Genomic DNA, 14,800 nt, shown 5'->3' on the forward strand with positions numbered 1-14,800 from the left:
TCGCCGGCCTACCTCACGATCTTGAACTGGAAGTTGGCGTGGCCGAACATCATCATCAGGCGGACCCAGACCGGCAGCAGCTCTTCGGTGCCGCGGGCGGTGGTGATGTCGCCCAGGTCAATGATGTCGCGCCAGCCGAACCACTCGGCCAGCAGGCGGCTGACCTCGGCCTTCGCCGCGGCGTCGTTCCCGCTGACGAAAATGGTGTGCTCGCCGCCGCCCAGTCCGCCTGGGTTGACCATCAGGTTGGCGTTGAGGGTGTTGAGAGTCTTGACCACCTTCACCTGTGGGAAGGCCCGCTGAATCTGCTCGCCCAGCGAGTCGGTGTTGGACACCCACAGCGTGGGCGGCATCCCGCGTGAGAAGTCGAGCGGATTGGCGATGTCCATCAGAATTTTGCCGGCCAGATTGGCCTCGCCCGCGGCCCGCAGCGCGTCCACCGACGCATCACCTTTGGTCGCGTTGATCATGATCTCCCCGTGCGCAGCCGTTTCGCTGAGGGAACCGACCTTGACCCCCGCGTCCGCCGCCCACGCGGCTACCTTCTCCGGGCTGCGTGAGCTGACCATCACATCCTGCCCCTGCTCCGTCAGCTTCGCCGCCAACGCCTTCCCCACCATACCCGAACCGAGAATTCCGATCTTCATGTGCTTATCTCCCTTTTTGTGAAATCACTCAACTCGTTCAGTTCAATTTTTCAATTCTACATCAAATCTTTCGATATTGAAAAATACCGACTCGCGGCGATTGACTCCGTGAGTGCCCAGGACGATCGCCAACCCGACTGCAACGGCCAGCAGCGCCGCCAGCAGGGCGGGCTGCGACGTCCCTGCCTGCCACTCCCCAAGCGTCACAGCAGTTGGCTGCTGCAGCGTGGCGCTGACCGGCCCATGCAGCGTGGTGACGCCGCTCACGCTGATGTCCTCCAACCAGTACCAGTAGGTTTGTCCAATCTGTACGTCCAGATCATCGTAGGAGTAGGCGAAGCCCTGGGAGCTGCCAGGTCCCTGCGACGGCACAAAGGCCAACAGGTTCAGGGCGCCCGTCGCGCTGTCGCTGCGATAGAGGTTGAAGCCGATATTGTCCAGCTCGCTCACCGTCTCCCAGATGACCATGATGCGGTCGCCTTGCGCTTCGGCGCTAAAACTGTTCAGCGTTGCGGCCAACGGCGGGAAGGTGACCTGGTAGTCCTCCACCTCGCCGCCCGAGATCAGACCTGTTGGGCCAACCGGGACCGTGCATTGCCCGTTGCCGTCGGTTGGGCTGAGGCGGAAGCGGAAGTAGTAGCTGGTGCTGCCGCCCCCGAGCAGGCTGGTCGGAACAGAGAAAGTCACGTCGGTCACGCCGTTGGTCAGCAACTGGTTCTGCACGATGTGTTCCGAGAAACTCGAATAGGCGTCGTAACCGCCGGTCTTGGTGAAGTTGCCGTCGGCGAAACTGGCGCCAACCCCCGATCCGCTGTCGTTGGTAAAGTCCATCCAGGCGTTGAGGCAGCCAGGGCCGCCGCTGACCGTCACCAGGAAAGCCCCGGTTCCGCCGCCCCAGTTGGCCGAAGGGCTGCTGGCGCTGACGCCGTTCTCGTCCGCGCCGTCGCCGGTTGCGCTGGCGTTCGGCTGGCCGTTGGTTTCCTGGTCAATGCTGCTGCCCAGGGTCAGGCCGTTGGGGAGATGGCGAGCGCCGCCATTGGCGGTCGTCGTCCCGTAACTGTCGGGCAGATCGCCCATGTCCAGCGGCACGCTCAGGTTGCTGCTGCCAACGACTTCATAATCGTTCAGCGCGCCGCTGCCCAGCAGCTCAGCGCCGTCGGGGTTGCCGTCGCCCTCGCCGCGTTCGTCGGTGCTGGCGCCGGGCAGCGTGGTCCAGAGAGCATCGGCGCTATTGGTCACGGTGACATCAGCGTTGCCGTTGACCGTGGCCTGGTATTCGATCACCACGTTGCTGCCATCGTTCGGAATCGCGTCTACGCTGACGTCAATGGCATTGCCTGCCGAGTTGTTGACGGCGCCGGAGGCGCTGCCGTTGAGCGTCACGCTCACCGAACCGAGGTTGAGCGTCAGACCGGCGGGCAAGGCGTCGGTGATGCGCACGTCGTAGGCGGGCGCGGCGCTGCCCGCGCCGTGGGCCACAGTCACGCGGTAGGTGACGACGCTACCGACCTGCGCCGGTGTTGGCGCGACTGAGATCTGCTGCTTGGTCAGGGCCAGGATCGGTTCGACCACGGTGATGGTGGGATCGCCGCCGGTGCTGGTCACGGTGCGGTCGGCGATGGCGGGGTCGTCGAAACGCACGGTAGCGCTGTTCGTCCGGGTGACGCCATTCTGGTTGCCCAGGATGTTCAGAACAGTGGCCGTGACACGCAGGACAAAGGCGTTGTTGCCAGCAACGCCATCAGCGGTAGCGACGCTGTTGCCGAAACTGAAGGAAGCGGCGCCGGCGCCAGTCACAGGTAGGGCCGGGGAGACCGAGGGCGGGTTGTTGGTCAGCGTACCCACGAAGTCCTGGCTGAGCCGGCCGCTGCCGGAGGCCAGGGTGATCACGGCGTAGCTGTCCAGGCGCAAACCGTCGGGCAGTACGTCGCTGACGACCAGATCTGGCGTCGAGCCTTCGGGGAGGGTGACCAGGATGTCAAAAGTCGCCTGTTCTCCGATCGTCAGATTGGCGCCGGTGGTGGCAGCCAGGCTGGTATCGTCGTTGGTCAGAGTGCCGTCCTTGAAGGACTTGCTGACGCTGGGCCGATCGAGCGACGTGATGACGGTGGAGGCTACGCTGTAACTGTTGCGAATGGAGGCGCCGTAGTTAACTAGCGTGTTGTCCGTTGCCGTCACCCCGCTGCCGTTGCGCTCGCCGTACTGGCCGCCGGAAGCGTCCACCGAACTACTGGAAGTCGGATCAGTGCCGGTGGGGTTCGATGCTGTGCCCTTGTCCCCCGGCAGGCCCGTGTAGCTGAGCCGGGCGGTGTTGGCGATCTCCTGGCGGGCGGCAGCGGAGCTGCTGACGATGCCGTTGACGGTGATGGTCACATCCGTGGGCGTGCCGCTGATCTTCGACTCCGGCGCAAGCTTGTCCAGGTTGACGGTGATCGTGCCATTCGTATCAACCGTAGGAACGGTGACCGAGCCGCCGGTGAACGGGCCGCTGGCGGTGAAGGTCTGGCCGGCCGGCAGGTCCGGCGTGACGATGGTGACACTCTGGAACAGCACGCCAGGTGGCAGCGCGTCGGTTAGCACCAGATCGAAGGCGGTAACCTGATCAACGACAGTCCACCCCGGGACACTGCTGTTGATGGTGGTTACCGACACGGTCTGCGCAAACGTCCGGCCGCCGTTGTTGGTCCCCCCCACCACGTAGGTCTGGATTCCGACCGGGAACTCCGCAGCCGTGTCGAAGTCGCTGGCACGATCCCAGTTGTTGGCGTCTACCACCACGTACACCCCGCGCTGGACCTGCGCCGATGGCGCGGTACTGTTCTGGTCCTTGACGAGGATACGCGTGCCTGGAGACAAGGTCACACCGTCAATGGTCGTCGGCGCGGCGGCAGTCCAAGTGAGCCGGCCCGTGCCGCCTGTGCCACCCGTCGCGTTGAAGGTGTACGTGCCGGGCAGTACGCCGGTTGTCGCCGCCTGGACCGCTGGATTGGCGGACACTGCAGAGAAGCTGATCGCACTGGTGTTGATCGTGGTGACGGCAGCATCCAGAGCAAAAGTCCTGCCGCCGTTGGCCGTGCCCGAAGCAACGAAGGCGCGATAGCCGAGATTCATCTCAGCGGCGGCGTCGAAATCCGTTGCGCGATCCCAGATGCCGTTGAGACTGTCCACCACTTTGTAGATGCCGTTCTGACTCGCGCTCGACTGGTTATTGACCAACACGCGGTCGCCCTCGGCCAGCGTCACGCCGTCCACACTGGCGGGCGCGCCGGTGAAGCGACCCGCGCCGCCCATGCCGCCGGTGGGACTGAACGTGGCGCTGAACGCGGCCGTGGTCGCGGCCCGCACCTGCGGGGCGTACTGGGCCGGGTGCGCCGTGTTATTCGAGAACTCGATCTGGTAGGCGATCGGGTCGCCAGCATCCACCTGCGCCGTCGTGATGGCCTTGCTGAGATTGTTGATCTGCGGCTCGACGATGACGACGCGGCTGAAATCGTTGGCTGAGCTGGTGGACCCGACCTGAGTATTGCTTGTGCTGCTGTTGATGGCGGTCTGGAAGGTGTTGTCGAGACTGACGCCGGCCTGTTGAGCGCTGCCGTTGTCGGGTGAAGTGTTGTCGCGGTCGTTTGTGACCAAGGCATTGAACTCGATCACGACATACTCGGCATCGGCATCGTTGTCGCTGTTGACGAGCGTGCCGAGGCGGAAGATCGGATCCGTGCCGTCAATATAGGTATCGGCCGTCACGCGGGCGTCGGTGCGGCTGCTCGACACGGTGGAATCGAAACCCGTGCCTTCGCCGATGGGCAAGCCGTTGACGCTGCCGACGGCAAGGCTGAAGGAAGACACCGTGTCGCCGTTGCCGCTCAGGTTCAACGCCGTGCCGGTGTCGGTGACGGCTGGTACCGTCGCGTTGCCGGTTCCCGCAGTCGTCGAGGCGATGCCGCCGCCGTTGGCGACGAAAGCCACGCGCACGGTGCTGTCGTTGATGAAGCGCATGCCGGGCGGCAGGTTGTCCTGCACCATGAAATCGGGCGAAGTGCCCTCAGGTAATTCGACCGTTAGCCGATACCGCACGATCTCGCCGGGCACGGCCAGCGTGCGCAGGGCGACGATGCGGTCAATGTCCCAGCGGACGGCATTGTTGGCGCTCCCGGCCACTTGGATCGAGACGATCGCTTCGAGGTTGAGCACGCCGTTGCCGCCCGTCGGTGCGGCAGATGGCACCGTGAGGGCCACCGAGGTCAATTGCGTGAAACCGGGAGCGCCAACCGTCAGGCTCGACATGGTGACATCGAAGCGCGCCGTGGTGCCGTCGCTGTCGGTGAGCGTCAGTCGCATCGTGGTGGCGGCATTGCCGGCGGCCGCGCGGACGGCGACGCCGAGCGCGCTGTAGCCACGGAGGTCCTGAGCGGAACCGAAGGTGAGTGTGCCGCTGCCACCCGTGCCCGTGGCCGGGCTGTCGATGCGCACGAACTCCGGCAGAATCGTCTGCGCGGACGCCCAAGTGCCGGCCAAGCTGGTGAAGCCCGTGCCCGTGAAGTCCGCCAACACCTTGTTTTCGAGGGTGTGGCTTTCCGAAGTCGCGACGATCAACTTGCTGAGGATCGGGGCCGACGACACGGCGTTGGCGGAGCCTTTGGCCGCGTAGTCGTTCAACGCTCCGCCCACGCCGTCCGCGCCAGTGCGCTCGGTCGAACTGGCGTTGTGGACCGAACGCTGGGTTGGGGTATCGGCGCTGGACTTGTCGTCGTTGAGCGAAGTCCAGAGAACGGTGGCGATGTTGTCGAGGTTCTGCTGCGGGTTGACGCCGTTGGACAACGTGCCGGAGAGCACCAGTTCGACGGAACTGCCGGCGGGCATGTCGAAGGAAACCCCGGCCTTCGTGCGCAGGACGCCACCGACGATCTCGAAGTCGGCGAAGGTCGGCGCCGGCGTGGCGCCGAAGCCGGCGGTGGTCACAGGGTTGTTGAGTGCCACGGACGCGTAAACGGCCGGCAGCGGGTCGTTGAGCGTGACGTCGAACGCTGTCAGGGCGCCGGAAGTCATGCTGGTCCAGACGACCGCGTCGGTGTTCAGCGTGGCAACCGTGCTGGTCAACTCAAACACTTGTCCGCCGTTGGCCGTGCCGCTGCCGACCTTGACCAGGCGGCTGCGGTACAGTTCGGCGGCGGTGTCTGCGTCGGTGGCGCGGTTGAGCGTGAAGGTGCCGCTGGACGTCGCCGTGATGCTGTAGATGCCGTTCTGGCTGGCAGTGGTTTGGTTCTTCACGAGCACCCGTTGGCCAACGGCCAGCGCCACCCCGTCCATCGGCGATGGCACTGAGGTAAACCGGCCCGGGATCGACCCGCTCGAGGTGAAGTTGGCCAACTCCGCGGTGGTGGCGACGTCCGCGTTCGGGGCGAGCGCGGCGCCGCCGTTGCTAAGGCGAACACGGTAGTAGAGGGGCGCGGAAGCGTCGCCGGTGTTGAGGCTGGCGGACCAGGTTGTGCCGTCGTTCGAAACCTCCTTGCCGGCGAGGACGCGGGGTTCGACCAGGGTGACGTTGGCGGCCGTGGCGGGCAGGCTCGGGCCCGTGTCGTAACTGAACGTGGCGGCGTTGCCGAGCGTCGTGCCCGCTTGATTGCCTGCGAGGTTCAGGACGGCCGCACGGAAGACGATGACGATGGTCTCGGCGACGCCGTTGTCGGTGTTCGCGTTCGTGGTGTTGCCGAAGTTGACGGTGAACGAGCCGCCACCGCCGGCCACGGCGACGTTGGCCGGGTTGGCGCCCGTGCCGATGGCGTTGGCGGTGCTCACTCCCGGGGAGAGCGTGACGCTGGTGATATCGACGAACGCCAAACCGGTGGCGAGGGTGTCGGCGATTTGCGCTGAGGGCGTGACGCCTTCCGGGATCGTGACGGTGAGCTCGTAAGTGATCAGTTCGCCGATCACGGCTTGGGTGGCGCCGTTGTCGCCGTCGGTGACCTCAGTGCCGGTGAGCGCCTTGGCGAATGCCGGCGGCGAAATCTTGACCTGGGCGCTGTCGGTGCGATCGGTGGCGGTGAAATCGGCCCCCCCCTCCTGACCCGCGTACTTGAAGAGGGTGGCGGTGTTGTCTATGGCCTGATTGGGCCGCACCGAGCTGTCCAATTGCAGGTCGAAGGTCAAGATGACGATATTGCGACCATCGGTCACAGTCGTGCCATCGGCCAGTTTGCCGCGGTCGAGAGCGCCGGCCGCCGGGTTGGTCGGCCCGGGGTCAATCAACTCGATGCCTGTGCTCAGGAGGCCGCCGCCCAGGTCGGTGACGCTGAACAGGGCGCCCGTGCCGTCGGTGGCGCACAGATTGATGCCTCCTGCCGGCGCCACAAAACCGGCCGGCAGGTCGTCCTTGATGCGCACATCGAAGGCGCCGTTGGGACCGCGGCCGGTGTTTTCCACGACGATGACAAAGGTCGCCAAGTCGCCGGCATCCAGGCCGCTGAGGTCGCTGGTAAACGTTGTGCCCAGGTTACTTGAAGTGACCGGCAGGCCGCTGCCACTCAGACGCGGGCAGGCGGAACCGGGCGCCGAGACGGAAACGTTGGTAGGTGCAACGGTCGCTGGGCTGAACGTCGCGGTGGCCTTGTCCGTCGCAATGACGCCCTTGCGAATCCCAAGCACCGGCTCGAAGATCTGGAACTGCACGATGGCGTCAGCGGTGCGCACGGTGGTTTGCGTGGTGCCCTCAGTCGAGCGCGCCTGGTTGGTCAGGTACAGCCCGTCGGCGAAAGGATCGCCCTCGATCGTCACCGTGAACAGGATGTCCACAACGCTGGTGGGGTTGGTCGGATCGTCGAAATTGCCGTAAGTAAACTTGACCGTGTTGTTGGCCGCATTAGTGGTCATGGCGGGGGTCACCGCGCCGCTCAGGAGATGATAGGTGTCGGCTGGCCCCAGGCAGGCCGCGCCGGCCGCCGGCGTGCCGCAGACCGTGTTGCTTAAGGAGGTTACCTCTGTGGCGCTGAAGACCGGCAGCGGCACGAAGTCTTCCATGCTGAACTGCTCGAAGTCGCTGGTTGGATGTGTGTACCGCAGGCGATAGGTGATGGTATCGCCCGGCGTCCCCTGGACTGCACTGCACGGCTGCGGCGCACAGGCAACGCCGTTCTTGGCGTAGATCGTCTTTTCCAGGCTGCCCTGGGCGATGTTTAGCCCGGCCGCGCTGGTGTCGGCCTCGCTGTTGCCGGTGGGGATCAGGTTGGCGTTGTTCAACACATCGCCGCTGATGGTCACATCGTTGTTCAGGATATCGCCCTGGTCCACGCTCGGATCGCCGGAGGGGTAGTCGTCGGTGTAGGCGTCCAGGATGACGGTGCGGAATTTGAGCGTAGCTGTCGTCGCGCCGTTGTCGAAGGGATCGCAGTCGTAGTCGCTGCCGCCCGCCGTGGGGACACAGCCGCCCAGTAGCTTGCCATCCGGTCGGCCGCGCGTCACTTCGGCGGAGATGTCGAAGGCGATGGCGGTCGTGCCGTCGTTGGCGGCGCCGTTGTCGCTGTCGCACTCCGCGCCCGGCCCGCCGGTGTAGTTGCAGACGATGTTCACGTTGCCGCCGTCCATGCTCGCCGCGGCCAGCGTGAAGTCGTTGCCGTTTACCTGGAGGGTCGGCGCAAAGCTGGACTGGAAGTGCTGGCCGTCGGAGACCAGATCGTCAATGATGACGTTCTGGAAGGCGAAGAAGTCGGACACCTGGAAGTTGAGAGTGTACTCGAGCACATCGCCGGGCGAGTTGGTGCTGTCGGTGAGGTTGGCCACGCTCTTCTGGATGGCGATAGACTTGCAGCCCAGGATGTGTTCGGGCGGATCGCCGCTGCCGCCCGCTGACGCGTTATCCACTCCCCCCAGGTCGCGCGGATCGAGCGGCGTCCAATCGCCCAGCGCGCCGGCCTGATTGATGCACTGCACATCGTCGCCGGTGCTGGCGTTGATGACTGGATTGCTACCCGCATCGTTGAGAGGCACGTAGAAACGGAAACGCACCGTGGCGTCGGATGTGCCCGTCGTGCCGGTCACCGAAGCGAAGGTGCAAACCAGATTGCCGCCGGGCGTGGTGGTGCTGGGCAGCGTGCCGCAGGTGGCGGTCGGGCTGGTGCTGACCACCTGGACGAACTGTAAGTTGCCGGGCAGGTAGTCACTGATGTCCAGGTTGGTCACCGTTTGCCCATCGGCAATATCCACGGCCACCGTGTACTCGCGCGGGAAGTTGGGGCCGGTGGCGGTCTCATCCTCCGGGCCGTGGTAGGTTTTCATCAGCTTGATCAGGGTGGGCGTGACGTCGGCGCTGGTCAGGCTCGCCTGGATGATGGGCGGGTCGGTGGTTGGGTTGTCCAGCGGATCGGCGCCGTAGCGAAAGCCGCCGCGTGCCTGGATCGGCAGCGCCGTGCTCAGATCGGCGTAATTGCTGAGATTGACGGTCACTGTGATGTCTGCCGCCGGCTGGTCAGCCGCAAAGGAGCCGAAAGGCAGTTCCAGGTTGATAAACTGCCAGGTGAAAGAGGTATCGAAGTTACCCGGCAAGGCCGGGCAGGTCACCGAGAGGCCGGTCAGCGGGTGGGTGAGGGTTCCGTCCGGTGCGCAGGTCTGCGTGACAGAATTCACGGCTATACCCAGGTAGGTCGCGCTGGTGAACGTGACGCCATCGTTCGGCCCGCTGTTGCTGGTGGCGTCCACGCCGCCAATGGGCAGGAACAGGTCCACATAGGGGCCATAGCCAACCTCGGCGCCCGTACCGGTGTTATCGAAGGCGGCCGTGAAGCTGAAGCCTTCACTAATCATCGTGGTGGAGGGAACGGTCAGAGAGGCGGCGGGCGTAACGGCCTGCGGGGCCGCAAAACGTTCGGCGTTGGCAGTCGCCGCGAGGCCCGGTGCAGCCGGCGCGACGAGGGTCAACAAGACAACCAACAAAGACACAAGCACAAGGTAGGCCTGATTGGCCTGCATTCGGCGGTAAAACATTCTGGATGATCTCCTGTCTCTAGCTCAACGACCGAAAACCCGGGCGTCTTCACCAATCGTATCGCTGAGCGACAGTCGGGTAAAAATCGCCAAAAACAACGGACAGGCGTATGATAGCCGGCGTCCTGCTCGTTCTCGACGGCTATCATAGCACAGAGATGCGGGGATTGGCTTTACAGTTGGCTGACAATGTGAGATTGTCGCGCGCCGCGGGGGCCGATTCCAAAAACGACGTGAAGTTGTGCTATAATTCCCGACGATCATGAACAGGCCCTTGTCAAGGCTTTGAGTTTTCCGGACGTAATATGTGAGTCTCAGGAGGACACGATGAATCGTATGTATGTTTCCGTTGGAAGGCGGCTGCGTGCCGCCATCATGCTCTTGGTGGTGATCGCCTTAGGATTTGCTGGCTCTGGCCTGGCGCAGGCTGTGCAAATCGGCGATATTGATGTCTTGGCCACTGTACCCGCAACGCCAGGCTTTCCAGAAGGCGTCGTTGCGCATGGCAGCTCTGTCTTCGTATCAGGCCCGGCGCGCTTCGGCACGGCCGGCACCGGCCCTTCGGCGATCCAGGTCTTCGACCGACGAACGGGTACACTCAAGCAGACTATTCTGGTCACGGGCGAGAACCTGGCGTTCGAACACGCGTTGAGTAACATGGCATGGGGCGGCGCTGGCCGGCTCTTCGCCTTGAGCACGCAGCTTGGCTTGATCTATTTCACCAAGCAGGGCCTGGATTACGCCCAGGTAGGTTATGGCGATCCGGTCCCCGATCTGCCGATCTGCCCGTTCAGCGGCTCCTGTTCGCCGACCGCGTTCGACATGCCGCCCATTGTCAATGACGTTGTCTTCGATCCGCAAGGCTACGCGTACGTGACCGATTCGCTGCAGGCCACCATTTGGCGCTATGCGCCCGGCGGCGGCGCGGCGCAGATCTGGTTCCAGAGCGCGCAGTTCGAGGGCGGCGGCCCCATCCCCTTCGGCGCCAACGGCATCCGCCTGAATCGCGAGCGCACCCATGTCTACGTGGCGATCTCCTCCTCAGCGGCCAATCCAGCCCAGGGCACTATCTACCGGCTGCCGTTGGTGGATCAGCCCACTGAGGCCGACCTGGCAGTCATCCACACCTACATCGCCGGCGAGATGCCCGATCAACTGGCGTTCGACTCCGTGGGCAACCTGTATGTTTCGCTGGCGCTCTCGAATCAGATTTCGGTGCTGGCGGCGAACGGCACGGAGACGGTTCGATATGCCAGCGCGCCGGGCGACGCCATCCCGCTCGACAACCCGGCCGGCATCGCCTTCGACGCACGCACCCGCTCGCTGTTGATCGTCAATCACGCCTTGCTGAGCGGCGACCCCAATCATTTTGCCGTCCTGCGGATGTTCGTTGACGACCCCGGCACACAGCTTTTCGATCCGGATTCGTCTGAGACAGAATTCGGAGAGTAGACGTTTGCCTGCCCCCACGCAGGCATGAAGAAGCCTGGGCTGTATAGGCGACTCTGCCCACGGCCCAGGCTTCCTCTCAGTATGATCTGACCAATTCAATCCCAGGTGAATGCTCATGCCCCCAATCCGTGACGCTCTGGCCTGGCGCAGGCTTCGTAGCCAAAAGTTTTGACATAATGACTATCTCGGGATGAGGCGCAGAGGTCAATTCCTCATTCAGCATTCCTCATTCCCTTCCCCTCACAACCGTCACTGCCAGCCCATCCACGTAAGGCACAACCGTGCTGACGAGGCGTGGATCGGAGGCCAGCATGGTCATCGTACGCTGCATGGCCCGCACGTGCGGTAAATCCTGGGCTGCCTGATCCACCAGCCGGCCATGCAACTCAACGTTATCCAGCACAATCGCCGTTCCGGGTCGTGCCAGACGGATCGCCCACTCCAGGTAGTCAGGATAAGTTTCCTTGTCCGCGTCAATAAAGATCATATCAAAGGGGGCGGCCGGCGTCAGGGTGGGCAGCGTGGCGAGAGCCGGGCCGCTGATCACGGTCGCCGTGGCGCCCAGCCCCAGGCGGTTCCACTGACCCTGGGCAAACGCCGCGTGACGGGGGTTCATCTCCAGACTGATGAGCCGGCCAGCGGCCGGTAGCGCACGAGCGATCCAGGCGCCGCTGTAACCGCCCAGGGTGCCGATTTCCAGCACATGACGCGCGCCGGTCAGGGCCACCAGCAGTTGCAAGAACTTACCCTGCTCGGGGCCAATGCTGATCGCCGGCAGACCGGCCGCCTGCGCCTCGAGCTGCAATTGCACCAGGTCAGCGTCATCTTGATGAAAATGGGTGCGCAGATACCTCTGAAAAGGACTGAGTTGAGTCTCTTGTTCAAGCGTTGACATCGAATCACCTCGCCATAGATTTATGCCGCAAAGGCAGCCGCTATTGTAACACAAGCTTCGGCGCGGCGCCGACCGGTTTTGGCGGGCCGGCTTCTGTATGTTCCCTGCGCTCCTGGTGGTCGAGTGTACGCTGTATGCGGAATTGCTGACCGAGGCTGTCCAACCTTGGCGTGGTAGCCGCGGTTGTGGTAGAATCCGCCCCATCCGTATGGGCAAACAGATTCTTCTTCTCAGCGGCGCGCTTAGCTACCGCAACAACGCCTTCCTCGACGCGGCCGCTCGCCTGGGGCTGGACGTGATCGAGGTGGTTGACCTGCCGCGCGCGCTGGCCGATCTCTGGCACATGCCGTTGGCAGTGCCGTTTAGCCAGCCTGACCTTGCGCTGCCGATCATTGTTGACTATGCGCGCCAGTATCCGGTGCAGGCGGTGCTGGCAACCGATGACACCGGCAGCCTCCTGGCCGCGCAGGTCGCCGCGGCGCTGGGCCTGCAGCACAACTCACCGCAGGCCGCGTTGGCGGCGCGCAACAAACACCTCATGCGCCAACTCTTCGCCGCGGCCGGGACGCCTTCACCCCAGTCGGCGCGCTATGATCTGGACGCCGACCCTGTCGCGTTGGCGGCGCAGCTTCGCTACCCCGTGGTGCTGAAGCCGCTCTTGCTATCAGGCAGCCGGGGTGTCATTCGCGCCAACAACCCGGCCGGGTTTGCGGCAGCCTTTGCGCGTACCGCCGCCATCGTGAGCGACGCGTCGAGTCACGCCGGCGCGGATGGCCATGCGCTGCTCGTGGAAACGTACATTCCTGGCGTGGAAGTGGCGCTCGAAGGCTTGCTCTTCGATGGGCAACTGACCGTGCTGGCGCTGTTTGACAAGCCTGATCCGCTGGAGGGGCCGTTCTTCGAGGAGACAATCTACGTCACGCCGTCGCGACTGCCGTCCGCAGTGCAGGCGCAGATTGCCGAGGTGACTGCACAGGCCGCGGCGGCCCTGGGGCTGCGCGTGGGGCCAGTGCATGCGGAACTGCGCATCGACGCGGATGGCCCGTGGATGGTGGAGATGGCCGGGCGTTCGATCGGCGGCTACTGCTCGCAAACGCTGCGCTTTGACCTCGATCGCAGCCTGGAGGAGTTGATTCTGCGCCAGGCCGCCGGCCTTGACTTGGGACCGCTCAACCCGACCAGCCAGGCCAACGGCGTGATGATGATCCCCATCCCCAAAGCTGGCTTTCTGCGGCATGTCTCTGGCCTGGCGGCGGCGCGAGCCGTTCCTGGTATTGACGAAATCATCATCAGCGCGCCGCTGCACAACCCGATCGTGCCGCTGCCAGAGGGCGCCAGTTACCTCGGCTTCATCTTTGCGCGCGGGCCTGACCCAGCGTTCGTCGAAGGCGCGCTGCGCGCGGCGCACGCGTGCCTGCACTTTGACATCGAGGACGGTTTGCCTATCGCCAAGGGCGAGGCCAGGTTCCAGGGCTGATGGCCTAGTTCGTAGGTGGAGATGAGCAGGATGGATGGTGTTACTACAGGATGCCGCATTCACGCAAAATCCTACTTGCGTGCGGCGCCGCCTTTCTGTTTCTGTCCACCGCCCGGCGTCGTCCATCCCTCGGGCATCTGGCCTTCGTCGCTGAAGAAGAACTGCTCCATCTGCTGCAGAAGAAAATCCTGCGCATTTGGATCACCGAGGCTGAGTCCGTAATGGTTGATGAGCAGCGTCTGGTAAGACGGCCACATCTCCCACGCCTCCCGCGAAATGTCGTTGAAGATGCGCTCGCCCAGCTTGCCCTTGAACGGTGCTTTGTCCAAGCCCGGCAGCAGGCGACCCAGCTTGCGGCACATCACCATGCGCGTGTTGTCGGGGCTGAAACCAATGTTGGCGGCTGGATCGGCCATGTCGAATCTCCTGATCTGAATTTGTGGTGCGGGTGATTGTACACCAATGAGCATTGAGACCCAAAAGCTGCGCGTCGTATTCATGGGCATGGATGGCGTCTTTTCGGCCATTCCCATGCAGTATTTGCTGGCGCACGGCGTGCAGGTCTGCGCGGTGGTGACGCCAGGCTCCGCGCCGGAGGAATCCGCGCTGCTGCTCTCGGTCAACGCACACCCGCCATCCATCGTTGCGCAGGCGGCCGCGGCCGGGCTGCCGGTGATCTACGTCAAGCATCTGCGCGGCACGCCGGTGATTGCGCGTTTGGCCGCGCTGGCCCCTGATGTCATCCTGGTTGCATGTTTTTCGTTGATCTTGCCCGCCGAGCTGCTGCAGGCGCCGCGCCTGGGCTGTTTCAATCTGCACCCGTCGCTGCTGCCCGGCTACCGCGGCCCCGCGCCCCTCTTTTGGCAATGGCGCCTGGGCGAAGAGCAAACCGGCGTCACGCTGCACCGGATGACGCCAGCCGTGGATGCGGGCGAAGTCGTTGCACAGGCCGGCGTACCCTTGCCCGATGGCAGCAGCGGATTGCAGGCCGATGCGCTGATCGCTCAGGCCGGCGCCGCGTTGATGCTGCAAACGCTGACCCGCCTGGTGCAAGGGCCGCTCTCAGTCCGGCCGCAGGACGAGGCGCGCAGCACCTACTTTCCCTGGCCCAGCGATTCTGATTTCAAGCTTAGCCCCACCTGGTCGGCGCGGCGCGCCTTCAACTTCATGCGCGGCACGGCCGCATGGGGCTATCCATACCGGTTGACAGGTCACGACACCACGTTGTGGCTGCAAACCGCGCTCGATTTTGATCTCCAACAACAGCTTGACCGGCCACTGCTGCGAACCGGGCGCGAGGCGCTGATTCAATTTGCCCCCGGCGTCCTGCGTGCCACCGTGTTGTGGTAGAGACGC

At 64.1% G+C, this 14,800-nt stretch carries 7 protein-coding genes; 3 read left to right on the forward strand and 4 right to left on the reverse strand.

The window, feature by feature from the left end:
- Positions 1-8: 8 nt before the first annotated feature.
- On the reverse strand, positions 9-647 hold the full coding sequence (locus IPF85_RS02025; protein ID WP_343406393.1) for an NAD(P)-binding domain-containing protein: 639 nt from the start codon (positions 645-647) through the stop codon (positions 9-11).
- Between the two features lie 42 nt (positions 648-689).
- Positions 690-9,620 (reverse strand): isopeptide-forming domain-containing fimbrial protein, encoded by an 8,931-nt coding sequence (locus IPF85_RS02030; RefSeq protein WP_343406394.1) that lies wholly within the window; start codon positions 9,618-9,620, stop codon positions 690-692.
- Positions 9,621-9,947: 327 nt separating this feature from the next.
- Between IPF85_RS02030 and IPF85_RS02035 the strand changes: the two genes are divergently transcribed.
- Positions 9,948-11,072: a hypothetical protein gene (locus IPF85_RS02035; RefSeq protein WP_343406395.1), complete on the forward strand. Its 1,125-nt coding sequence runs from the start codon at positions 9,948-9,950 to the stop codon at positions 11,070-11,072.
- A gap of 226 nt (positions 11,073-11,298) precedes the next feature.
- Here IPF85_RS02035 and IPF85_RS02040 read toward each other — a convergent pair whose 3' ends face one another.
- Positions 11,299-11,967, reverse strand: a complete 669-nt coding sequence (locus IPF85_RS02040; RefSeq protein WP_343406396.1) for an O-methyltransferase — start codon at positions 11,965-11,967, stop codon at positions 11,299-11,301.
- A gap of 208 nt (positions 11,968-12,175) precedes the next feature.
- Here IPF85_RS02040 and IPF85_RS02045 point away from each other — a divergent pair, with 208 nt between their 5' ends.
- Complete coding sequence (locus IPF85_RS02045) at positions 12,176-13,444, forward strand: ATP-grasp domain-containing protein (protein ID WP_343406397.1); 1,269 nt, start codon at positions 12,176-12,178, stop codon at positions 13,442-13,444.
- Positions 13,445-13,515: 71 nt separating this feature from the next.
- Here the strand turns inward: IPF85_RS02045 and IPF85_RS02050 are convergent, their stop codons facing one another.
- Positions 13,516-13,860, reverse strand: a complete 345-nt coding sequence (locus IPF85_RS02050; protein ID WP_343406398.1) for an oxidative damage protection protein — start codon at positions 13,858-13,860, stop codon at positions 13,516-13,518.
- Between the two features lie 46 nt (positions 13,861-13,906).
- Here IPF85_RS02050 and IPF85_RS02055 point away from each other — a divergent pair, with 46 nt between their 5' ends.
- Positions 13,907-14,794: a methionyl-tRNA formyltransferase gene (locus tag IPF85_RS02055; RefSeq protein ID WP_343406399.1), complete on the forward strand. Its 888-nt coding sequence runs from the start codon at positions 13,907-13,909 to the stop codon at positions 14,792-14,794.
- Positions 14,795-14,800 lie beyond the last annotated feature (6 nt).

It is taken from the genome of Candidatus Amarolinea dominans, assembly GCF_016704685.1.
Classification (GTDB): domain Bacteria; phylum Chloroflexota; class Anaerolineae; order SSC4; family Amarolineaceae; genus Amarolinea; species Amarolinea dominans.

Bases quoted from the DNA above. Each gene is read 5' to 3' on its own strand.
- IPF85_RS02040 (WP_343406396.1), bottom strand. From the start codon at position 11,967: ATGTCAACGCTTGAACAAGAGACTCAACTCAGTCCTTTTCAGAGGTAT.
- IPF85_RS02055 (WP_343406399.1), top strand. From the start codon at position 13,907: ATGAGCATTGAGACCCAAAAGCTGCGCGTCGTATTCATGGGCATGGAT.
- IPF85_RS02025 (WP_343406393.1), bottom strand. From the start codon at position 647: ATGAAGATCGGAATTCTCGGTTCGGGTATGGTGGGGAAGGCGTTGGCG.
- IPF85_RS02030 (WP_343406394.1), bottom strand. From the start codon at position 9,620: ATGTTTTACCGCCGAATGCAGGCCAATCAGGCCTACCTTGTGCTTGTG.
- IPF85_RS02050 (WP_343406398.1), bottom strand. From the start codon at position 13,860: ATGGCCGATCCAGCCGCCAACATTGGTTTCAGCCCCGACAACACGCGC.
- IPF85_RS02035 (WP_343406395.1), top strand. From the start codon at position 9,948: ATGAATCGTATGTATGTTTCCGTTGGAAGGCGGCTGCGTGCCGCCATC.
- IPF85_RS02045 (WP_343406397.1), top strand. From the start codon at position 12,176: ATGGGCAAACAGATTCTTCTTCTCAGCGGCGCGCTTAGCTACCGCAAC.